Source organism: Rhodobacter sp. SGA-6-6 (assembly GCF_011043545.1).
In the GTDB taxonomy this organism is placed as follows: domain Bacteria; phylum Pseudomonadota; class Alphaproteobacteria; order Rhodobacterales; family Rhodobacteraceae; genus Pseudogemmobacter.
This window is the reverse complement of record NZ_JAAKGP010000009.1, coordinates 101,549-123,022: the sequence shown is the minus strand read 5'-3', so window position 1 is coordinate 123,022 and position 21,474 is coordinate 101,549. Positions and strand designations below refer to the sequence as shown.

Genomic DNA, 21,474 nt, shown 5'->3' with positions numbered 1-21,474 from the left:
GATCGTCAGACAAAAAAGAAGCGATCCGCCGGTTTCCCAGCGTATCCACGCCTGCCTTGTCTTCGGAAGTTCCGGTCGTTTCCGTCCGGTCCCTCAGCGTCTCCGCTTCGGTGAGGGGCTATCTAGGGGGCAGCGCCGCGGGCCGCAAGAGGGAAAAGTGACGGAAATGCAAAATTTTGCCGGGCGGTCGAAAATTTCCGGGAAAACCCGGGGGTTGCGCAACTCCCGGGCATCTGCGCCCCGGTTCCGGGCAACTTTCTTGCCCGGCCGCACGTCCTTGGCCGGTCAGATTCGCCGCCGGGCGGTCGGAAGCCCGGGAATCGGCGCCCGCAGCGCCAGCAGGACCACCGCGAGAATCGCATAGACCACCAGTTCCAGCGTCCAGACCCGGCTGAGGATCACGAAATGCAGCACCGCCAGGGCCAGCGCGGGGTAGGCCAGCCGATGCAGCCGCCGCCATGCCGGCGCGCCCATCCGCCGGATCGCGGCATTGGAGGAAGTTGCCGCCAGCGGCAGCAGGCACAGGAAGGCCGCCATCCCGAACAGGATATAGGGCCGCTTCGCCAGATCGGCCCAGATCGCCGCCCAGCGCAGCCCCATGTCCGGCCAGAGCCAGACCGTCAGGTGCAGCGCCACATAGAAGAAGGCCAGCAGCCCAAGCGCCCTGCGGTGCTTCAGCAGGTTCACCCCCGCCCGCCGCAGCGGCGTGACCGCCAGCGAGGCCAGCAGGAACCGCAGCGCCCATTCGCCCAAGGACCGCTCCATCACCTTGGCCGGGTCGGGGCCGAGCCCGCCGGAGACCGTCAGCCAGACCAGCCAGAGGAAGGGCAGCGTCCCCGCAACATAGACCGCCCAGGACGGCAGCCTGCGCAGCAACGCATTCAGGCGGTCCGCAAGAGGGGCCATCAATAATCCACCGCCAGATCCTGTCCGGCGTAGAGATCGGCAACGTATTCGCCGTAGCCGTTGAACTTCACCGTGTCGATCCGCGGCGCGAAGAAGCCGCCGCCGATCCGCCGCTCGGTGGCCTGGCTCCAGCGCGGATGGTCCACCTCGGGGTTCACGTTGGCGTAGAAGCCGTATTCCTCGGGCTGCAGGGTCTGCCAGGTCGTCACCGGCTGCCGGTCGGTCAGCGTGATCCGCACCACCGACTTGATCGACTTGAAGCCGTATTTCCACGGCACCACCAGCCGGATCGGCGCGCCGTTCTGATTCGGCAGCTCCTCGCCGTAAAGTCCCGTCGCCAGGATCGTCAGCGGGTTCATCGCCTCGTCCAGCCGCAGCCCTTCACGGTAGGGCCAGTCGATGAAGGGGCTGCGCTGGCCGGGCATCTCCTCGGGCCGCAGCACCGTCTCGAAGGCGACGTATTTCGCCCCGGGCTGCACCCCCACCCGGTCCAGCAGGCCGGAGAGCGGGAAGCCGATCCAGGGAATCACCATCGACCAGGCCTCGACGCAGCGCAGCCGGTAGATGCGCTCCTCCATCGGCTGGCCCTTCAGCACGTCGGCAAGGTCATGGCTGCCGGGCCGGTCGACCATGCCGTCGATGGTCACCGCCCAGGGATCGGTGACGAAGCCGCCGGAATAGGCGGCGGGGTCCTCTTTCCCGGTGCCGAATTCGTAGAAGTTGTTGTAGCCGGAGATGTCCTCCAGCGTGTTCGGGGTCTCGTCGGTGGAATAGGCGCTCGGCTCTGCCGCGATCTTCGCCAGCGCGGGGGTGGCGGCCAGCGTCCCGACCCCCGCCAGCAGCGCCCGGCGCGACAGCCAGTCGGCGCGCGGGGTGACATCGGACCAGCGCAGGTCGTTGCGGAACCGGGGTGTCATGGCAGCCTCCATTTTCGGCAAGTCTAGCCGAAGACGGACCCGCCTCTGCGGAAAAGATGCTGCATCTCACGCAGCTGTGCTCGGCCCGCGAGCGGCCTGGCTCAGACCTCCCGCCCGCGCTCGATCCGCAGGAACTGCACCAGCCGGGTCTTGCCGGCCTCGCCGCGGGGGCGATGCCAGGTCTCCCGCGCGGTCTTGGCCAGCCGCAGGAAGTGCTTCACCCTGCTGCCGGTCGATCCCTTCCGATGATCCGCCAGATGCTTGCTCATGGTCCGGTCCTCCCCAAGGTGGAGTGCCACCCTAGCATGGATTCGCCGCCGGCCCCACCCCGTCATCCTGCAGCTGCGAAAGCCTGCCCAGCGCCCAGGCCGCCGCCTCGGCCACCGCCGGGTCCGCGTCGGCCAGCAGCCGCTGCGCCACCGGGGCCAGCGTCGGCATCCCCGAATTGCCGATGGCGTAAAGCACGTTCCGCACCATCCGGTCGCGCCCGATCCGCTTGACCGGGCTGCCGGCGAAGCGGGCGCGGAAGCCGGCATCGTCCAGCAGCGCCAGCTCGGCCAGTTCCGGCGCACCGACCCGCGGCTGATAGCCGATCTCGCGCGCCGCCACGGCGAACTTGTTCCAGGGGCAGGCGGCAAGGCAGTCGTCGCAGCCGTAGATGCGGTTGCCCATCAGCGCCCGCAGCTCCGGCTCCACCGGGCCCCTGTGTTCGATGGTCAGGTAGGAGATGCAGCGCCGCGCATCCAGCTGGTAGGGCGCCGGGAAGGCAGCGGTCGGGCAGGCGGCCAGGCAGGCACGGCAGGACCCGCAGTGGCTGACCTCGGCCTCGTCCGGCGGCAATTCCAGCGTGGTGAAGATGGCGCCGAGGAAGAACCAGCTGCCCAGATCGCGGCTCAAGAGATTGGTGTGCTTGCCCTGCCAGCCCAGCCCCGCCGCCTGCGCCAGCGGCTTTTCCATCACCGGGGCGGTGTCGACGAAGACCTTGATCTCGCAGCCGCCGGCGGCGTCGATCAGCCAGCGCCCCAGCCGCTTCAGCCGCCGCTTGACCAGGTCGTGGTAATCCTTGCCCTGCGCATAGCAGCTGACCACGCCGCGGTCGCGCTGCGCCAGCGCCTCGGTCGGGTCGCCGTCGGGCGTATAGACCTCGGCCAGCATGATCACCGACCGCGCCTCGGGCCAGAGCGCTGCGGCCGAGCCGCGCCAGCCCTCGCGCTCGGCCATCCAGCCCATCTGCCCGTGCCGCCCGGCGGCCAGATATTGCCGCAAGCGAGAAGCCGCCTCGGGCACGGCATCCGGGCGGCAGATACCCATGCCCGAAAATCCCTCGGCCAGGGCCTGCGCCTGCAGAAGCCCCTTCATCTTGGCGGAAATACTCCGGGGGTCCGGGGGCTGGCCCCCGGCCTTCGGGTCAGAAATCAAGGTCGGCATAGTGGCGCGGCGGCGGGAAGCCCGGCACCTGATCGGCCAGCAGCGGCCGGAACGAGGGCCGCGACTTGATCTTGGCATACCAGTCCTTGACCACCGCATGGCGGTTCCAGTCCACGTCGCTGATGTAGTCCAGCGCCGACAGATGCGCCGCGGCGGTGAAATCGGCCAGCGTCATCTCGTTCCCCGCCAGCCAGCGCCGCTGGTCCAGCAGCCAGGCCATGTAGTCGAGGTGATACTTGATCCGCGCTGCGCCCGTCTTGACGTTCTTCGAATCCGGATAGCCCTGGCCGGTAATCTTCTTGTTCACCCGCTCATACAGCAGCTTCGAGGTCACTTCCTCGTGGAACTTGTCGTCGAACCAGGCGCAGAGCCGGCGCACCTCGTAGCGCGCATCGGCATCCCGCGGCATCAGCGGCGGCGCGGGGACGGTCTCTTCCAGATATTCGCAGATCGCCTGGCTTTCGCTCAGGGACCGGCTTTCCAGCCGCAGCACCGGCACCTTGCCGGCCGGGTTCCGCCGCAGGAAATCGGGCGAAGGGTCCCAGTAACGCTCCTCCACCAGTTCCACCTCGATCCGCTTCTCGGCCAGCGTCAGGCGCACCTTGCGGCAGAACGGCGAAAGCGGAACGTGATACAGGCGGTTCATCGGCGGCATCCCAAAGCTCATGTCTTTCCTAGCCCCCGGGCAGGGGGCCATGCAATCCCTGCCCCGGGTCAGCGGTCGAAACAGGCGGAACGGCCGTCGGCGCGGATCGTCTCGGCACCCGAGAGGATCGACCGCGCCCGCTTGCGCACGAAGTCCGAGGGCTTCGACGCGCTGCGGCCCTTCGGGTCGGGCAGCACGGCGGCCAGCCTTGCCGCCTGCACCTCGGTCAGGTCGCGGGCATCGACGCCGAAGTAATGCTGCGCCGCGGCCTGCACGCCGAAGACGCCCTCGTCGAACTCGGCCACGTTCAGGTAGACCTCCAGGATGCGGCGCTTGGACCAGACCAGTTCCACCGCCGGGGTCAGCGCCGCCTCCATCGCCTTGCGCAGCCAACTGCGGCCCTGCCAGAGCAGGACGTTCTTCGTCACCTGCTGCGACAGGGTGGAGGCGCCGCGGTTGCCGCCCTCGGCGATGGCCACCCGGATCGCGGCCATGTCGAAGCCCCAGTGATTGCAGAAATTGGCATCCTCCGCCGCCACCACGGCGCGGGCCATCACCGGGGCGATCTCCTCGATGTCCACCCAGTCCTTCTCGATCCCGCCCAGCCGGAAACTTTCCGACAGCTGGTAAAGGTTGATCGGCGGCGGCACGAAACTGAACAGCAGGATCAGCAACGCGTAGAATGCCGCGATGCCGCCCAGGATGCGGCCGGTCCAGCGCAGCGCCCGCCGCCGCCACGACCGGAGGGTCGGCGGGGCTTCCTTCGCCTTGCGCTTGCGCGGCGTCTTTGCGGGGGTCGCGGCCATGGGGCAGCATAGGCCCCATGCGACGCGCCGGGTCAAGCCGGGGCCAAGGCCGAGGGACATTCGCAACAGGCTGATCCGAGGCTTGTCCGGGCGGGAATAGGCGAGGCACTGCCTCGCCCCCGCCCCTGCGCGACGGCAGCACCCCGGAGACGGTGCGGCACGAGACCCCGGGAGGCCAGCGCCCGACCCGGCGGGCGAGAAGCGCCCGCCGAGGGCGGGGCGGGCGCTGGCCGGGCCTTGGAGGCCCGGCCGGACAAGGGGAAGCGTTCCACCGTGGCGAAGGCGATGGCCTTCGCCAGACGGGCGTGACCGCAGTCCATACGCATAAGCCTTCCCTCAGCCCTCGGCCGGGTCCGACAGGAAGGCATAGATCTTGCGGGTGTGCTCCACGATCTCCCAGGTCCCCTTCCAGCCGCGGGGCAGCATGATCGCATCGCCCGGCCCCAGCTCGGCCCTGGTCCCGTCCACATGGGTCATCACGATCCGGCCTTGCAGGAAATGGCAGAACTCCGCCGCCGCCGAGCGGTCGGCGGTGAAGCGGCCGGGAGTGCATTCCCAGACCCCGATCTCCAGCGCCCCGTCGGGCGAGGTCCAGAGCGAGGCGGCCGCCTCCTGCTGCCCCGGGGTCAGCGTAGTCGGCTTGTCGGCGAAGGGGCCGAGGTCGATGCCGGCAAGGCCCTTGAACACGGAAAGGTCGATCATGTCGTCTCCTGCTTCTGTCAGCGCCCGGTCAGCCGGTTCGCCAATGTGGCCAGCCGCGAGGTCGTGCGGCCGCCGCTGGCCGCCTCGTTCCGGTCGGCCTTGTGGTAAAGCCAATACATCCCGTGGACGCCCAGCCAGCGGAACGGCTCCACTTCCCACTTCCGCGGCCTGCGGTTGACCCAGGGAAGCGAGGTCCGCTCGGTCTGGCGGTCCAGCACCAGGTCGGCCAGGGTCTGGCCGGAGAAGTTGGAGGTCGAGACCCCGAGCCCGACATAGCCGCCCGCCCAGCCGATGCCGGTCTCCCGGTCCAGTCCCGCGGTGGCGCACCAGTCGCGCGGCACGCCGAGGACGCCGCACCAGGCATGGTCCAGCTTCAGGCCGCGGGTCTGCGGCAGCATCCGGTAGAGGATCTCCTTCAGCTTCTCAATGGTCTCCGGCTGGGTCTGCCCCCGCATGTCGGTCTTCGAGCCGAAGCGGTAGGGCACCCCGCGCCCGCCCATGGCGATGCGGCCCTCGCGGGTGCGCTGCGCGTAGCAATAGGCGTGGGAGGCGTCGGCCAGCAGCTGGCGACCCTCCCAGCCGATCTCGGTCCACAGGTCGTCCGGCACCGGCTCGGTCACCACGATGGCGCTGTTCATCGGGATCCATTCGCGCTCGTTCCCCGGGATGCCGTGGGTGAAGCCCTCGGTCGCCCGCACGATCCGCTTCGCCCGCACCACACCGCGGTTGGTGGTCACCCGGCCCTTCTCGATGCCGGTGACGGCGGTCTGTTCGTAGATCGCCACGCCCTTGCGCTCCACCGCCTCGGCCAGCCCGCGCACCAGCTTCGCCGGCTGCACCCGCGCGACCCCGTGACGGACCAGCGCGCCATGGGCATTCGCCACCCGGATGCGCGAGGCTGCCTCCGGCCCGTCGATCAGCTCCAGCCGCGTGGTCGGCACAGCCCAGGCCATCGCTTCCTCGTAACCCTCGCGCAGCCGCTCCATCTGCGCCGGGGACTGGGCGAAGGTCAGGCAGTCGGTCATCAGGAAGTCGCAGTCGATGCCTTCCTTCTCGGTCACCCGCTTCACCTCTTCCACCGTGGCGCGCAGCTGGCGTTCCCAGTCGATGATCCCCTCGCGCGTGCCGGAGGACAGGTATTTCTCGCGGCTCCAGCCGAATTCGCCCGAGCACCAGCCGCCGTTGCGGCCCGAGGCGCCGAAGCCGGCGAATTCCTTCTCCACCACGGCGATGGAAAGGCCCGGCTCGGCCTCTTTCAGGTAATAGGCGGTCCAGAGCCCGGTGAAGCCGGCACCGACGATGCAGACATCCACCTGAATGTCGCCCGGCAGCGGCGGCCGGTAGCCGGGAACCCCGCCCATGTCGGCATACCAGAAGGAAACCTCGCCGTTCTTCTTCACGTCCATGATCCGTTCCTCACAGCGCCGCGGTCGATCCGTCGTCGGCCAGAAGCGTGCTGTCCTTTGGGTTCCACGCCACTTCCACCGGGCTGCCGATGGCGAAGGGCGATTCTTGCGTGGCGGTGCGGGCGATGACATGGCCGCCCCCCGCCAGCGCCACCTCGTATTTCATCGCCGAACCGAGATAGAGCATTTCGCGCACCGTGCCGGCGACGACATTGGTGCGCCCGTCCCGCGGGCCGGTGCCGGGGGCCTGCACCGTCGCGGCCTCGGGGCGCAAGAGGATGACCTGCGGCCCCTCTCCCTTCGCCGCACCGGGGACGGTCAGCGTGGCGCCGCCCAGGGTCAACGCCGTCTCGTCCCCTGCCGAACGATGAGGCCCGCGCAGGACCGAGCTTTCGCCGATGAACTGGCCGACGAACAGCGTCTGCGGCGCGGTGTAAAGCTCGTGCCCGGTGCCGACCTGCTCGATCCGGCCCTTGTTGAAGACGGCGATCCGGTCGGACAGCACCAGCGCCTCTTCCTGGTCGTGGGTGACATAGACGAAGGTGCTGCCCAACTCGCGGTGGATACGCTTGATCTCCAGCTGCAACACCTCGCGCAGCTTCTTGTCCAGCGCGCCCAGAGGTTCGTCCATCAGCAGCAGCGAGGGGTTGAACACCATCGCCCGCGCCAGCGCCACCCGCTGCTGCTGGCCGCCGGACAATTCGCTGGGATACCGATGCGCGAAGCTTTCCAGCTGCACCTTGCGCAGCGACGCCTCCACCGCCTGCGCCCGCTCGGCCTTGCCCATGCCGCGCTGTTTCAGCGGATAGGCCACGTTCGCCGCCACCGTCATGTGCGGGAACAGCGCGTAATGCTGGAATACCACGCCGATGTTGCGCTTGTGCGCCGGGACATGGCCGATGGACCGCTCGCCCAGCCGGATCTCGCCGGTGCTGAGGTCGGTGAAGCCGGCGATCAGGTTCAGCGTCGTGGTCTTGCCCGACCCGGAGGGGCCGAGGAAGGACATGAATTCCCCCGGCTCCACCCGCAGCGACACGTCGTCCAGCGCGGTGAAATTGCCGTAGAACTTGCTGACGCCCCTGATGTCGATCGCCGCGCCTTTGCTTGCAAGGGTCATGCCCCGCGCCTCCGTGTTCCGAAGATGAGCCCCAGCCCGATGATCAGCGAGGTCGCCATGAAGATCAGCGACCCCACCGCGGCCACTGTCGGATCGGCGTCGCGGGTCATCGAAGAGAAGATCTGCACCGGCAGCGTCTTCAACTGCGGGCTGGTGATGAACAGCGACACGATCACCTCGTCGAAGCTGGTGACGAAGGCGAACAGCGCGCCCGACAGGATGCCGGGCAGGATCAGGGGCAGGGTGATGGTGAAGAAGGTCTTCAGCCGCGAGGCGCCGAGGCTGGCCGCGGCGGTTTCGAGCCGCGCGTCGAAGACGGCGAGGTTGGCGCCCACGGCGATGACGACGAAGGGAATCGCCAAGAGCGTATGGGCCAGCACATAGCCCGCCCATGTGCCCACCAGCTGGGTGTCCAGGTAGACCGCATAGACCCCCACCGCCAGCACCACCCCTGGCACGATCATCGGCGTGATCAGAACCGCCCGGATCAGGCCCCCGGTGCGGCTTTTCATCCGCTCGATGCCGATGGCGGCCATGGTGCCGATCACCGTCGCCACCAGCGCCACCATGACGGCCACCTTGGCCGAGGTGACGAGGCTGCCGAACCACTGCGGATTGGTGAAGAAGTTCTCATACCATTGCAGCGAGAAGCCGGTCGGCGGGAAGGCCAGCGACTTCTTGTCGGCAAAGGACATCGGGATGACGACCAGCGTCGGCGCCACCAGCCAGACGGCGATCAGAAGACAGGTCAGGCCCAGCAGCAGGCGGGGAAGGCGCAGTCTCATCGGCCGCCTCCGCTGATCTTGTATTTCTGCCGCATGAAGGGGCTGGCGACGGCGAGGAAGCCGAAGGTCGCCACCAGCAGCACCACCCCCATCGCCCCGCCGCGGCCCCAGTTCAGCAGCGACAGCACCTGCTGCTGGATCAGCGTCGACAGCATGGTGGACTGCGGCCCGCCCAGCAGCAGCGGCGTGATGTAGAAGCCGAGCGCGAGGATGAAGACGATGGTTGCCCCGGCGAAGACGCCGGGCAGCGACAGCGGCAGGTAGATCTGGAAGAAGGTCTTCACCGGATGGGCGCCCAGGGACCGCGCCGCCTGCAGCAGCCGCAGGTCGATGCCGCGCATCACCGCGTAAAGCGGCATGATCATGAAGGGCAGCAGCACCTGCGTCATGCCGATGGTCACGCCCAGCTGGGTGCGGATCAGCTTCACCTTGTCGAAGCCCAGCCAGACCAGACCCTTGTTGATGACGCCTGAATCCTGCAGCAGGATCACCCAGGCCAGCGTCCGCACCACGCCCGAGACCCAGAACGGCACCAGCACGCACAGGATCAGCAGCAGCCGCAGCCGCGGCCCGGCGACCGACATGGCGAAGGCATAAGGGTAGGCCACCACCACGCAGCAGAGCGTCACCCAGAACGAGATCTTGAAGGTGCGCGCCAGCACGGTCAGGTTCACCGGCGTGTCGAAGAACCAGACGTAGTTGCCCACCCCCGGCGCCGGATCGGTGAAGCTGCGCAGGACGATCACCCCCAGCGGCACCGCCATCACCAGCAGCAGCACCGCCAGCGCCGGCAGCGTCAGCAGGAACGGACCGCGCCAGGGCGGACGTGCGGTGTCGGAAGCCATCTTGCCCTCTCGCGGATCGGCCGGGGTTGCAACGGTAACCCGGGGGGCACACGGCCCCCCGGAAAAGGCTCAGCTCAGTTGCCGGCGATGAACTCGGCCCATTTCTCGCTCAGCACGTCGTAGTTCTCGACCCAGTAGGCGACGTTGTGGTTGTAGGCCATCGCCTGCTTTTCCGGCGTGTTGGTCATGAAGGCGGCGGTCAGCTCGTCCACGGCCGGCTGCGCATCGACATGGATCGGCGAATAGGAGGTCTCCTCCGCCATGATCTCCTGCGCCCGCTTGCCGAGATAGGCGTTGATCATCGCATGGGCGGCGTCCACGTCCTTGACGCCCACCGGAATGGTCATCTGGTCCTTCACCACGATCCAGTCCTGCCAGACCGGCTCGTAATTGGCGCCGTTGGCCAGCGCGCCCTTGCCGCGGCCGGACCAGACCATCACCATGTCCACCTCGCCGGATTCCATCATCTGCTGGCTCTCGGCGCCGGTGGTCCAGGGCACCAGATGCTCGCGAATGGACCGCCACTTGTTCAGCCCGCGGTCGATGTCGGCGGGGAACATGTCTTCCTTCGCCACGCCGTCGGCCATCAGCCCCAGTTCGACCATGTAGCCCTCGGCGTCGGCATAGCCGGGGATGCCGCGGGTGCCGGGGAATTTCTCGACATCGAAGAAATCCATCCAGTTCTGCGGCGGGTTATCGCCGTATTTGTCCTTGTTGTAGAGGAACATCACCGCATAATTCATCGCCGGGACCGAGCATTCTCCGACCTGGCCTTCCGGGATTTTCGAGATGTCCAGCTTGCTGAAATCCAGCTTCTGGAACAGCGTGCCGCAATGGACGAAGGGCATGTAGTCGCCGGTGTCCACCACGTCCCACATCACGTTGCCGGATTCGACCTGCGCCTGGATCTTGGCCAGTTCGGTCGGGCCGTCCGACAGGATGGACGCGCCGGATTTCGCCGCGAAGTCCTCCAGCGCCTTTAGCTGGCCGTCCTGGTAGACGCCGCCGTAGGACACGAAGGTCAGCGTCTTGCCGGCCAGCGAACCCTCGGCCACCTCGCCCGCCACGGGGCCTTCGGCCGCCGCCTGCTGGCCAAGGCCGAGGGCCGCCGCAAGGGCAAGCCCGGTGAACAGTCTGGTCTTCATTTCCTCATCTCCCTCTGGGTTTGCAGTCATGCGGTCGCGCGTCTTTTCAGCCGCTCCTGTTGCGGAAATCGTCCAGGTAGCCGGCAGTCGAGGTCGGCGGCGAGATCATGAACAGCACCTCGGCCGGACCGTCGCCGATGTTCACCACCCGATGCGGGGTCGAGGTGGCGTATTCCACGCAGTCGCCCTCGTCCATCTCGTGGCTGTCCTCGCCCAGTTCCAGCCGCACCCTGCCGCGCAGGACCAGGAACATCTCGTGCGAATCGCCGTGGGTGTATTGTTCGGGCCCGGTCGAGCCGCCGACGTCGAATTCCGAGACATAGGTCTCGAAATGCGTCAGCGGCCGGCGCGACAGCAGCATCTTCCGCTGGCCCTCGGTCACCGGCAGCATCGGCCGCTCCGCCTTGCGCAGCACCGGGTCGCGGCCGCTTTCGGTGCCGGAGAACAGCTCGGAAATGCTGGTGCCGAAGCAGTTCGCGATGCGGATCAGGGTGGAGGCGCTGGCCCCGGTCAGCCCGCGCTCCAGCTGGCTGAGGAAACTGGCCGAAGTTCCCGTCGCCTCGGCCAGCTGGCGCAGGGATATGCCGTTGGCCTTGCGCAGACGCCGCAGCCGTTCGGCGACCAGCCGCCAGGTCTCGGCCTCATCGGCCGCCGGACGGGCGGGTTGTATCTGCTGATCCATCGCGCGGGTCACCGGGGAAGCTCACTTAACATATGTTAAGTCATGGCAAACACCGTTTCAATCGGCTTTTCGCGCCACGGGCCCGGCAAGCAGATCGCTTGCATGGACAGCCGCTTGCGTGGAACATGCCTCACCGGAACGCGACGGCCGGGCAAACGGAGACCGCAGCATGAATCTGGCAGCGAAGAGCGAAGCGAAAGCGCCGCAGCGGTCCCATGAAGCGATCCGGGTCGAGGGGCTGCACAAGAGCTTCGGCGCGCATGAGGTGCTGAAGGGCGTGTCGCTTTCGGCGCGCGAGGGCGACGTGGTCACGCTGATCGGCGGCTCGGGCTCGGGCAAGTCCACCCTGCTGCGCTGCGTGAACTTCCTGGAAACCCCCTCCTCCGGCAGGATCGTCATCGGCGGCGAGGAGGTGCGCTGCCGTCCCGACGGCACCCCCGCCGACCGCCGCCAGATCGAGCGCATCCGCCAGAGCCTGGGCATGGTGTTCCAGTCCTTCAACCTCTGGACCCACAAGACCGTGCTGGAGAACCTGATCGAGGTGCCGGTCCATGTCCTCGGCCTGCCGAAGGACGAGGCCGTCGCCCGTGCCCGCAAGCTTCTGGCCCGCGTCGGGCTGGCAGAGAAGGAAAGCGCCTATCCCGCCTTCCTGTCGGGCGGCCAGCAGCAGCGCGCCGCCATCGCAAGGGCGCTGTGCATGGAGCCCCGCGCCATGCTGTTCGACGAACCGACCTCGGCCTTGGACCCGGAACTGGTGGGCGAGGTGCTGGCGGTGATCCGGTCGCTGGCCGACGAGGGGCGCACCATGCTGCTGGTGACGCACGAGATGAAATTCGCGCGTGAGGTTTCGGACCATGTGGTCTACCTCTACAACGGGCTGATCGAAGAGGAAGGGCCGCCCGAGCGGCTGTTCGGCGATCCGCAATCGGCCCGGCTGAAGCAGTTTCTGAAATCGGTCTCGTAAGAAGGCCGTGTAACGATCCAACAAGGGAGAAGACCAATGACCAGACTGAACCTCGCCGCCGCCGCGCTGGCGCTTGGCCTGACCGCGGGCGCCGCCTCGGCCGAGACGGTGCGCATCGGCATGGCGCCCGAACCCTATCCGCCCTTCGCCAGCGTCGATGCCGCCGGCACCTGGACCGGCTGGGAGATCGACCTGATGTGGGCGCTGTGCAAGGCGGCCGAGCTGGAATGCGAGATCACTCCCATCGCCTGGGACGGCCTGATCCCGGCGCTGGAAGCCGGCCAGATCGACGCCATCATGAACTCGATGTCGATCAACGAGGAGCGGCAGAAGGTCATCGACTTCTCGGACAAATACTACAACACCCCCGCCGTGATCGTCGCCGCCAAGGGCGCCGAGATCACCCCGGACCCTGAAGGGCTGTCGGGCAAGATCGTCGGCGTGCAGGTCTCGACCATCCACCAGACCTATGCCGAGAAGCACTTCGGCGGCACCGCGGCCGAGATCAAGGTCTACCAGACCCAGGACGAGGCCAACCAGGACCTGGTCGCCGGCCGGATCGACGCCACCCAGGCCGATTCCATCGCCATGGACGCCTTCCTGACCTCGGCCGAGGGCACCGCCTGCTGCGAGCTGAAGGGCGCGGTGGCCGACGACCCGGCGGTGCTGGGTCTTGGCGTCGGCGTCGGCCTGCGCAAGGGCGACGAGGCGCTGAAGGAGAAGTTCAACAAGGCCATCGCCGCGGTGCGCGCGGACGGTACCTACGACAAGATCACCGCGAACTACTTCTCCTCCTCGATCTATGGCGAGTGACCGCCGAACCGGCCGCTGACCGATGGACAGCACGCTCGGCCTCCTGGCCCTCAGCCCCCCCGGATGGGGGGGCACGCTGCTCATCGGCCTCTGGGCCTCGATCCAGATCGCGGTCGGGGCCTTCGGGCTGGGGCTGCTGATCGGCCTCGGCGGCGCCTATGGCAAGATCTACGGCGGGCCGGTGCTGCGCGACTGCCTCGGCGTCTACACCACCGTGGTCCGGGCGCTGCCCGAGCTGATCCTGATCCTGCTGCTCTACTTCGGCCTCACCGACATGGTGAACAAGCTGATGCTGGCCCTGGGCTACGGCCGCATCCAGATTTCCGGCGTCGTCGCCGGGGTTCTGGTCCTGGGCGTGGTGCAGGGCGCCTATGCAACGGAAATCCTGCGCGGCGCCATCCTTGCCGTGCCGCCCGGCCAGATCGAGGCCGCCCGCGCCATGGGAATGCCCGCGGGCAAGATCGCCCGGCGGATCACCATCCCCACCATGCTGGGGCTTGCCCTGCCGGGCCTGTCCAACCTCTGGCTGATCGCCACCAAGGACACCGCGCTATTGGCCATCGTCGGCTTCAACGAACTGACGCTGGCGACGCGGCAGGCGGCGGGCACCACCAAGGCCTTCTTCACCTTCTTCATCGCCGCCGGGGTGATCTATCTGGCGATCTCGCTGCTTTCCACCTGGGGCTTCGCCCGGCTGGAGGCCTGGGCAAGGCGGGGCGATCCGCCGCGGGTCGCGGGGGCCAGATGATGCGCGCGCTGATGCAGCCCCACCGGATTGTCATGCTGGCCGTGGCCATCGGCCTGGTGCTGTGGATCGTCTTCGGCGGCAACTGGTCCTGGCTGCCGAAATACGCGCCGATGATCGTGCAAGGGGTCTGGCGCACGATCTGGCTGCTGGCGCTGTCGATCCTGATCGGCTTCGCGCTGGCGGTGCCGCTCGGCCTGGCGCAGGCGTCCGGGCCGCGGGTGCTGGCGCTGCCGGCCCGGGCCTTCTGCACCGTGATCCGCGGCACGCCGCTCTTGTTGCAGATCTGGCTCTTGTATTACGGCCTCGGCTCCCTCTTCCCCGGCATCCCCTGGATCAGGGAAAGCGACCTCTGGCCGATCCTGCGGCAGGCCTGGCCCTATGCGCTGCTGGCGCTGTCGCTCTCCTACGCCGGATACGAGGGCGAGGTGATGCGCGGCGCCTTCGCCTCCGTCCCCCGCGGCCAGATCGAGGCGGCGCGGGCGATGGGAATGCCGCGGTGGAAGATCTTCAGCCGCATCTCGCTGCCCTTGGCGCTGCAAAGCGTGCTGCCGACGCTGGGGGGCGAGGCGGTGCTGCAACTGAAGGCCACGCCGCTGGTCGCCACCATCACGGTGATCGAGATCTACGCCGTGTCCAGCCGGGTGCGGCAGGACACACTGATCACCTACGAGCCGCTGTTCCTGGTGGCGGCGATCTACCTGGTGCTGGCCGCGCTGATCGTGCTGGCCTTCCGCAAGATGGAAGGCCGCCAGCCCCGCCGCACCGCCTGACCTTTCGCCCGGCCGGAAATCGGCTATCGTCGCGCCCGCCCGCCCGGCAGGGGCCGGCGCATTGCAAGGAAGAGTATGACCAGGGTTCTCGTCACCGGCACCGCCGGCTTCATCGGTTTCCACCTCGCCCGGTTGCTGCTGGCCGAGGGCTTCCGCGTCCATGGCTACGACGGGATGACCGACTATTACGATGTCCGGCTGAAGCAGCGCCGCCATGCCATCCTGTTGCAGGACGGCAATTTCTCGGCCACCGAGGGGATGCTGGAGGACCGCGCCCTGTTCGACCGGGTGACCGACGAGTTCAAACCCGAGGTCATCGTCCACCTCGCCGCCCAGGCCGGGGTGCGCTATTCGCTGGAGAACCCCCGCGCCTATGTCGATTCCAACGTGGTCGGCACTTTCAACGTGATGGAGGCGGCGCGGCGGCTGGAGGTGCAGCACCTGCTGATGGCCTCCACCTCCTCGGTCTACGGCGCCAACGAGGAGATGCCCTTCCGCGAGACCGACAAGGCCGACAGCCAGCTGACCATCTACGCCGCCACCAAGAAGGCGACCGAGAGCATGGGCCATGCCTATGCCCATCTTTGGAACCTGCCCACCACCATGTTCCGCTTCTTCACCGTCTACGGGCCCTGGGGTCGCCCGGACATGGCGCTTTACAAGTTCGTGGACGCCATCCTCGAAGGCCGCCCGGTGGACATCTACAACCACGGCGAGATGTATCGCGACTTCACCTATGTCGACGATCTGGTCCGCGGCATCCGCCTGCTGATCGACGCCGTGCCGGTGCGGCCGGCGGACGGCGTTGTGCCCGAGGGCGACAGCCTTTCCCCCGTCGCCCCCTGGCGCGTGGTCAACATCGGCAATTCCGACAAGGTGCGCCTGCTGGATTTCGTCGATGCCATCGAGGACTGCATCGGCCGCAAGGCGATCCGCAACTACATGGAGATGCAGAAGGGCGACGTGCCCGCCACCTGGGCCGATGCCACGCTGCTGCAACGGCTGACCGGCTACCGGCCGCAGACCGGCTTCCGCGACGGCATCGCCCGGTTCGTCGGCTGGTTCAGGGAGTATTACGGCAAGTGACGGCCCCCGAAGGGGCCGCCCTGCTCATTCCGCCGGCACCCGGGCCGGTTCGTCCGACAGCGGGTGCGACAGCAGCGGCACCATTTCCTTCGGGCAGACCTGCAGGAAATTCGCCCGCTCGGCCGGCCAGTCCGACAGGATGCGCGCGGCCAGCTTCGATCCGGTCTCGGCGGCGTGGCGTTCCACCAGACCCTTCAGCTGCGCCTCCCAATGCGGGTGGCCGACGCCGCAGGTCAGCACCGTCTCCAGGTTGACGAAATCCTCGGCCGCGCCCTCCGGGTCGTAGACATAGGCCATGCCGCCGGTCATCCCCGCCGCGAAGTTGGCGCCGATCCGGCCGAGGATCACCGCCACCCCGCCGGTCATGTATTCGCAGCCGTTCGACCCGCAGCCCTCGACCACCACGCTTGCGCCCGAGTTGCGCACGGCGAACCGCTCTCCGGCCCGGCCGGAGGCGAAGAGGAAACCGCCGGTTGCGCCGTAAAGCACGGTGTTGCCGATGATGGTGTTCTCTTCCGCGCGCAGGGGCGAAGCCATCGGCGGCCGCACCACGATGGTGCCGCCCGACAGGCCCTTGCCGACATAGTCGTTGGCGTCGCCCATCACCTCGATCTTCAGCCCGTTGACGGCGAAGGCCCCCAGCGACTGCCCGCAGCTTCCGGTCAGCTTGACCGTCAGGTGGTCGGGCTGCAGGCCGTTCCGCATCCCGAACTTCTTGACGATATGGCTGCTGGCCCGCGTGCCGATGGTCCGCAGCGTGTTCCGCACCGCATAGCTGAGCTGCATCTTCTCGCCGTCCTCGAAGAAGCGGTGGCCGTCCTTGATGATCTCGGCATCCAGCGTGTCCGGCACCGCATTGCGGGGCTTCGAGCGGTCGTAGGTGATCGACTTCGCTCCGTCCACGCTGATCAAGAGCGGGTTGAGGTCGAGGTCGTCGAGGTCGGCATGGCCGCGCGAGACCTGCGTCAGCAGGTCGGCCCGGCCGATGATCTCGTCCAGCGACCGCGCGCCGATCTGGGCGAGGATCTCCCGCACTTCCTGCGCATAGAAGGTGATCAGGTTCACCACCTTGTCGGCATTGCCGGTGAACTTCGCCCGCAGCGCCGGGTCCTGGGTGCAGACGCCCACCGGGCAGGTGTTCGACTGGCATTGCCGCACCATGATGCAGCCCATGGCGATCAGCGCGGCGGTGCCGATGCCGTATTCCTCGGCCCCCATCATCGCTGCCATCACGATATCGCGGCCGGTCCGCAGGCCCCCATCGGTGCGCAAGGTCACCCGCTCGCGCAGGTTGTTCATCGCCAGCACCTGATGCGCCTCGGTCAGGCCCATCTCCCACGGCAAGCCGGCATATTTGATGCTGGTCGCCGGGCTGGCCCCGGTGCCGCCGTTGTGGCCGGAAACAAGGATCACATCCGCCTTCGCCTTCGCCACCCCCGCCGCGATGGTGCCGACGCCGCTGGAGGACACCAGCTTCACCGTCACCTTGGCCCGCGGGTTGATCTGCTTCAGGTCGTAGATCAGTTGGGCCAGATCCTCGATCGAATAGATATCGTGGTGCGGCGGCGGCGAGATCAGCGTCACCCCCTTGGTCGAATGCCGCAGCCGGGCGATCAGTTCGGTGACCTTCATCCCCGGAAGCTGCCCGCCCTCGCCGGGCTTCGCGCCCTGCGCCACCTTGATTTCCAGCTCGTCGCAGGCGTTCAGGTATTCCGCCGTCACGCCGAACCGGCCCGAGGCCACCTGCTTGATCTTGGCCGAAGGATTGTCGCCGTTCGGCTCCGGCAGGAAATGCGCCGGGTCCTCGCCGCCCTCGCCCGAGTCGCTCTTGGCGCCGATGCGGTTCATCGCCACGTTCAGCGTCTTGTGCGCCTCCGGGCTCAACGCGCCAAGGGACATCCCCGGCGTGACGAAACGCTTCCTGATCGAGGTGATGCTCTCCACCTCCTCGATGGGCACCGGCTTGCCCAAAGGCTTGATGTCCAGCAGATCGCGCAGGTGGATCGGCGGGTTGGCCCGCATCGCGGCGGAATACTGCTTCCACATGTCATAGCTGGCCCGGTCGCAGGCCGATTGCAGCATGTGCATTACCTGCGCCTCCCAGGCGTGTTTCTCGCCCGAGCGCCGCGCCTTGTAGAAGCCGCCGATCGGCAGCACGTCCCGCCCGCCGCGCCAGCCGCGGGCGTGGACCTCTTCCAGCTTGGCCTCGATCCCGTGCAGACCGATGCCGGAAATCCGGCTCTGCATCCCCGGGAAGTATTCGGCCACCATGGCGCGGCTCAGACCCACCGCCTCGAAGTTCAGCCCGCCGCGGTAGCTGGAGATCACCGAGATCCCCATCTTCGACATGATCTTCAGCAGCCCCGCGTCGATGGCGGTGCGATAGCGGCGCATCGCGTCCAGCAGGCTGCCCTCCAGAAGACCGCGGTCGATGCGGTCGGCGAGGGAATCCTGCGCCAGATAGGGGTTCACCGTGGTGGCCCCGGCGCCGATCAGCACCGCGAAGTAATGCGGGTCGATGCATTCCGCCGACCGCACGTTGATCGAGCAGAAGGTGCGCAGCCCCTTGCGGGTCAGCCAGGAATGCACGGCCGAGGTGGCAAGGATCATCGGCATCCCCACCCTCTCCGGCCCCTGATGCTCGTCCGTCAGCACCAGCTGCCCGGCGCCCGAGCGCACGGCATCCTCGGCCTCGGCCCGGATGCGTTCCAGCGCGCCCTGCAGGTCGTCCAGCGACGGTCCCACCGGGAAGGTGCAGTCGATGAAGGCCACCTGCTCGCCGAACTGCCGCACCATGGCGTCGAATTCCGCATTGGCGACGAAGGGGCTGTCCAGCACCAGGATCTCGGTCTGGGCCGAATTCTCGTCCAGCACGTTGCGCAGGTTGCCGAAGCGGGTCTTCAGGCTCATCACCCGGCCTTCGCGCAAGCTATCGATGGGCGGGTTGGTCACCTGGCTGAAGTTCTGGCGGAAGTAGTGGCTCAGCGGCCGGTAGACGTTGGACAGCACCGCGGGCGGGGTGTCGTCGCCCATCGAGGCCACCATTTCCTTGCCGTCCTCGGCCATCGGCGCCAGCACCTGCTCCAGCTCTTCCACGGTGAAGCCGGCGGCGATCTGGCGCTTGCGCAGCTCGGCCCCGCGGAACATCGCGGTTTCCGGCAGCAGGTCCAGCTCGGGCGACAGGTCGACGATCTTGCCGACCCATTCGCCATAGGGCTGCGCGGCGGCCAGCTTGTCCTTGATCTCGGCGTCGCGGTAGAGCTTGCCCTCGGCCATGTCGACCGCGATCATCTGCCCGGGGCCGAGCGCGCCCTTCTCGCGCACCGTCATCTCGTCCACCGGCACCATCCCGGCCTCGGACCCGGCGATCAGCATCCCGTCGCCGGTGACGACATAGCGCATCGGCCGCAGCCCGTTGCGGTCCAGCCCGCCGCAGACCCAGCGGCCGTCGGTCATCGCCAGCGCCGCCGGGCCGTCCCAGGGCTCGATCACCGAGTTGCAGTAGGAATACATGTCGGCCCAGGCCTTCGGCATGTTGGCCGTCTGCTTCGACCAGGCCTCGGGCACCAGCATGGTCTTGGCCATCGGCGCATTGCGGCCCGACCGCACCAGCGCCTCGAACACCGCGTCCAGCGCGCCAGAGTCCGAGGTGCCGCCGGGGATGATCGGCTTGATGTCCTCGGCCATGTCGCCGAAGGCGGCGGAGGCCATGCGGATCTCATGGCTGCGCATCCAGTTGACGTTGCCCTTCAGCGTGTTGATCTCGCCGTTGTGGGCCAGCATCCGGAACGGCTGCGCCAGCCACCATTGCGGGAAGGTGTTGGTGGAATAGCGCTGGTGGTAGATGGCGAAGGCGCTCTCGAACCGCTCGTCCTGCAGGTCCGGGTAGAAGGTGCTGACCTGCTCGGCCAGCATCATCCCCTTGTAGATGATCGACCGGCAGGACAGCGAACACAGATACATCCCCTGGATGCCCGCCGCCGTCGCCGCCTTCTCGATCCGGCGGCGGATGATGTAAAGTTCGCGCTCGAACTGCTCGCGGTCGATGTCCTTCTCGCAACGGATCAGGATCTGCTCGATCTCGGGCCGGGTCGCGTTGGCCTTCTCGCCCAGGACCGAGATGTCCACCGGCACATGCCGCCAGCCGTAGATGTAGTGCCCCATCCGCAGCACTTCGGTCTCCACGATGGTCCGGCAGCGCTCCTGGGCGCCGAAGTCGGTGCGCGGCAGGAAGACCTGCCCCACGGCGATCAGCTTGTGGGGATCGGGCTCGTGCCCCGTCCGCCGCACCACGTCGTAGAAGAACTTCACCGGGATCTGCACATGGATGCCCGCGCCGTCGCCGGTCTTGCCGTCGGCATCCACCGCGCCGCGGTGCCAGATCGCCTTCAGCGCGTTGATCCCGGCCTCCACCACCTTGCGGCTCGGCTTGCCGGACAGGGTGACCACCAGCCCGACGCCGCAGGAGGAATGCTCGTCCTCGGCCCGATACAGGCTGTTGGCATCCATCCAGGCGCGCTTTTCCTCTTCGGCCTTCACCCAGGCTTGGTCATGGATCGTCATGGCTGGTCTCCCTGCGCGGGGTTGGCGGAAACATGGGGATTGGCGGCTTCGTATTCGGCGGCGGTGGCGCGGTCGTGGTCGCCTTCCAGCGCCACCGCGGCCATCGCCTGGTCGGTGTAGATTTCCGACCGCAGCGGCCAGTCCCTGCCTGCGTCGAACAGGCCGGGCATCAGGTCGTAGTCGCCGCCGTCGAGGTCGCGCATCCACAGATGGCTGCCGCAGACCGGGCAGAAGGCCCGCTCGGCAAAGCTGGAGGAGGCATGGCGCGCCACCTCGCCCGTCACCTTGACCGCCGCGGCCTCGGCGGTGAAGCTGAGGAACAGCCCGCCGGACCAGCGCTGGCACATCCGGCAATGGCAGGCCCCGACCCGCGGGTCGTGCGCGCCGGAAACGGCAACCGTCACCGCGCCGCAGAGGCAATGTCCGGTCAGGTCACCTGTCATCGGACACCCGCCACAGGCTTTCCGGCCCCTCCGCCGTCAGCGCATCGCAATCGTAAAGCGGCTGGGTGGAGGCAAAGCCCTTCTCGCCGGGGAAGATGAAGTCCACCGGGCTGCCGTCGATCGGCAGCCATTGTCCGTCGCCCAGGTCGGTCTCGCCCGGGCCGGCGAAGAACATCCGCCATTCCCGGCTGATGTATTCATGGCCGCGGCCGCGGCGGATCACGGTGCCGAAATCGTCGGTCTCGGTAAAGTCGAACTCGGTCTCCTCCAGCGCCACCCCGTCGATGGTGACCGTCCGCCCGGTCAGCCGGTCGAAGCCGCGGACCGAGGAGTGATAGCCGTCGTCATGGCTCAGCGCGAAGGAGAAGGTGTCCGTGCCCGAGGACAGCAGTTCCGAGAACCGAGCCGGGTCCTCGGGGTCGGGGTCCAGCCATTGCCGGGTGGGCGGCATCGAATCGTAGCTTTCCACCCATTCGGTCTCGAAGTTGATCCGGCTGCGGAAGAACAGCCCCTCCTGGTCGAAATCGGCCCGCCACTGGTCGCCCGGCGTATCCGCGGCGCAGCGGTAGTGGTTCGACACCCGGCACAGCTTCGACTGCACGGTCAGGAAGATCTCGCAGCCCTCGGGCGCGGTCCAGGTCCCGGCAAGGGCCGGGGCAGGCAGCAGGGCCAGCAGGGCAAGGGCCGTCAGGCGCATCGCTT

General features: G+C 67.7%; 21 protein-coding genes. 5 read left to right on the top strand and 16 right to left on the bottom strand.

Annotated features, from left to right (window positions below):
• Nucleotides 1–285: 285 nt before the first annotated feature.
• The 13 genes from msrQ to G5B31_RS15935 form a co-directional block, all read right to left on the bottom strand.
• On the bottom strand, nucleotides 286–906 hold the full coding sequence (gene msrQ / locus G5B31_RS15995) for a protein-methionine-sulfoxide reductase heme-binding subunit MsrQ (protein WP_165019199.1): 621 nt from the start codon (nucleotides 904–906) through the stop codon (nucleotides 286–288).
• On the bottom strand, nucleotides 906–1,823 hold the full coding sequence (msrP, locus tag G5B31_RS15990) for a protein-methionine-sulfoxide reductase catalytic subunit MsrP (protein ID WP_165019198.1): 918 nt from the start codon (nucleotides 1,821–1,823) through the stop codon (nucleotides 906–908). Before msrP ends, msrQ begins: the two co-directional genes overlap by 1 nt.
• 101 nt (nucleotides 1,824–1,924) lie before the next feature.
• Nucleotides 1,925–2,092 carry a hypothetical protein gene (locus G5B31_RS15985; protein WP_165019197.1) on the bottom strand — a complete coding sequence of 56 codons (168 nt, stop codon included), beginning with the start codon at nucleotides 2,090–2,092 and terminating at the stop codon, nucleotides 1,925–1,927.
• 31 nt (nucleotides 2,093–2,123) lie between these two features.
• Nucleotides 2,124–3,182, bottom strand: a complete 1,059-nt coding sequence (gene queG / locus G5B31_RS15980; protein WP_165019196.1) for a tRNA epoxyqueuosine(34) reductase QueG — start codon at nucleotides 3,180–3,182, stop codon at nucleotides 2,124–2,126.
• A gap of 49 nt (nucleotides 3,183–3,231) precedes the next feature.
• A complete protein-coding gene (locus G5B31_RS15975; RefSeq protein WP_165019209.1) occupies nucleotides 3,232–3,897 on the bottom strand; it encodes a glutathione S-transferase family protein in 666 nt (221 codons plus the stop codon).
• Between the two features lie 68 nt (nucleotides 3,898–3,965).
• A complete protein-coding gene (mtgA, locus tag G5B31_RS15970; protein WP_165019195.1) occupies nucleotides 3,966–4,703 on the bottom strand; it encodes a monofunctional biosynthetic peptidoglycan transglycosylase in 738 nt (245 codons plus the stop codon).
• Between the two features lie 336 nt (nucleotides 4,704–5,039).
• On the bottom strand, nucleotides 5,040–5,405 hold the full coding sequence (locus G5B31_RS15965; protein ID WP_165019194.1) for a cupin domain-containing protein: 366 nt from the start codon (nucleotides 5,403–5,405) through the stop codon (nucleotides 5,040–5,042).
• A 17-nt stretch (nucleotides 5,406–5,422) separates the two neighbouring features.
• Nucleotides 5,423–6,811, bottom strand: a complete 1,389-nt coding sequence (locus G5B31_RS15960) for an FAD-binding oxidoreductase (RefSeq protein WP_165019193.1) — start codon at nucleotides 6,809–6,811, stop codon at nucleotides 5,423–5,425.
• A 10-nt stretch (nucleotides 6,812–6,821) separates the two neighbouring features.
• Nucleotides 6,822–7,928 (bottom strand): ABC transporter ATP-binding protein, encoded by a 1,107-nt coding sequence (locus G5B31_RS15955; protein ID WP_165019192.1) that lies wholly within the window; start codon nucleotides 7,926–7,928, stop codon nucleotides 6,822–6,824.
• Nucleotides 7,925–8,713 (bottom strand): ABC transporter permease, encoded by a 789-nt coding sequence (locus tag G5B31_RS15950; RefSeq protein WP_165019191.1) that lies wholly within the window; start codon nucleotides 8,711–8,713, stop codon nucleotides 7,925–7,927. The genes G5B31_RS15955 and G5B31_RS15950 overlap by 4 nt, the downstream gene beginning before the upstream one ends.
• Nucleotides 8,710–9,558 carry an ABC transporter permease gene (locus G5B31_RS15945; protein ID WP_165019190.1) on the bottom strand — a complete coding sequence of 283 codons (849 nt, stop codon included), beginning with the start codon at nucleotides 9,556–9,558 and terminating at the stop codon, nucleotides 8,710–8,712. The genes G5B31_RS15950 and G5B31_RS15945 overlap by 4 nt, the downstream gene beginning before the upstream one ends.
• A gap of 74 nt (nucleotides 9,559–9,632) precedes the next feature.
• On the bottom strand, nucleotides 9,633–10,703 hold the full coding sequence (locus tag G5B31_RS15940) for an extracellular solute-binding protein (RefSeq protein WP_165019189.1): 1,071 nt from the start codon (nucleotides 10,701–10,703) through the stop codon (nucleotides 9,633–9,635).
• 46 nt (nucleotides 10,704–10,749) lie between these two features.
• Nucleotides 10,750–11,397 carry an XRE family transcriptional regulator gene (locus G5B31_RS15935; protein ID WP_205911978.1) on the bottom strand — a complete coding sequence of 216 codons (648 nt, stop codon included), beginning with the start codon at nucleotides 11,395–11,397 and terminating at the stop codon, nucleotides 10,750–10,752.
• A 157-nt stretch (nucleotides 11,398–11,554) separates the two neighbouring features.
• Here G5B31_RS15935 and G5B31_RS15930 point away from each other — a divergent pair, with 157 nt between their 5' ends.
• The 5 genes from G5B31_RS15930 (at nucleotide 11,555) to G5B31_RS15910 (ending at nucleotide 15,766) form a co-directional block, all read left to right on the top strand.
• The gene (locus G5B31_RS15930; protein WP_165019188.1) at nucleotides 11,555–12,349 is read left to right on the top strand and encodes an ABC transporter ATP-binding protein; all 795 of its coding nucleotides are present in this window, start codon (nucleotides 11,555–11,557) and stop codon (nucleotides 12,347–12,349) included.
• Between the two features lie 36 nt (nucleotides 12,350–12,385).
• Nucleotides 12,386–13,162, top strand: a complete 777-nt coding sequence (locus tag G5B31_RS15925) for a transporter substrate-binding domain-containing protein (RefSeq protein ID WP_165019187.1) — start codon at nucleotides 12,386–12,388, stop codon at nucleotides 13,160–13,162.
• A gap of 22 nt (nucleotides 13,163–13,184) precedes the next feature.
• On the top strand, nucleotides 13,185–13,910 hold the full coding sequence (locus tag G5B31_RS15920; protein ID WP_165019186.1) for an ABC transporter permease: 726 nt from the start codon (nucleotides 13,185–13,187) through the stop codon (nucleotides 13,908–13,910).
• Nucleotides 13,910–14,680 (top strand): ABC transporter permease, encoded by a 771-nt coding sequence (locus tag G5B31_RS15915; RefSeq protein WP_165019207.1) that lies wholly within the window; start codon nucleotides 13,910–13,912, stop codon nucleotides 14,678–14,680. The genes G5B31_RS15920 and G5B31_RS15915 overlap by 1 nt, the downstream gene beginning before the upstream one ends.
• A gap of 75 nt (nucleotides 14,681–14,755) precedes the next feature.
• Nucleotides 14,756–15,766 (top strand): NAD-dependent epimerase/dehydratase family protein, encoded by a 1,011-nt coding sequence (locus tag G5B31_RS15910; protein WP_165019185.1) that lies wholly within the window; start codon nucleotides 14,756–14,758, stop codon nucleotides 15,764–15,766.
• 24 nt (nucleotides 15,767–15,790) lie between these two features.
• On the opposite strand, the gene gltB is transcribed toward G5B31_RS15910, so the two are convergent.
• Genes gltB through G5B31_RS15895 form a run of 3 tightly spaced genes read right to left on the bottom strand, consistent with a single transcriptional unit; the run spans nucleotide 15,791 to nucleotide 21,469 of the window.
• The gene (gltB, locus tag G5B31_RS15905; RefSeq protein WP_165019184.1) at nucleotides 15,791–20,329 is read right to left on the bottom strand and encodes a glutamate synthase large subunit; all 4,539 of its coding nucleotides are present in this window, start codon (nucleotides 20,327–20,329) and stop codon (nucleotides 15,791–15,793) included.
• Nucleotides 20,326–20,772, bottom strand: a complete 447-nt coding sequence (locus tag G5B31_RS15900) for a GFA family protein (protein ID WP_165019183.1) — start codon at nucleotides 20,770–20,772, stop codon at nucleotides 20,326–20,328. The genes gltB and G5B31_RS15900 overlap by 4 nt, the downstream gene beginning before the upstream one ends.
• Nucleotides 20,762–21,469, bottom strand: a complete 708-nt coding sequence (locus G5B31_RS15895; RefSeq protein WP_165019182.1) for a hypothetical protein — start codon at nucleotides 21,467–21,469, stop codon at nucleotides 20,762–20,764. The genes G5B31_RS15900 and G5B31_RS15895 overlap by 11 nt, the downstream gene beginning before the upstream one ends.
• Nucleotides 21,470–21,474 lie beyond the last annotated feature (5 nt).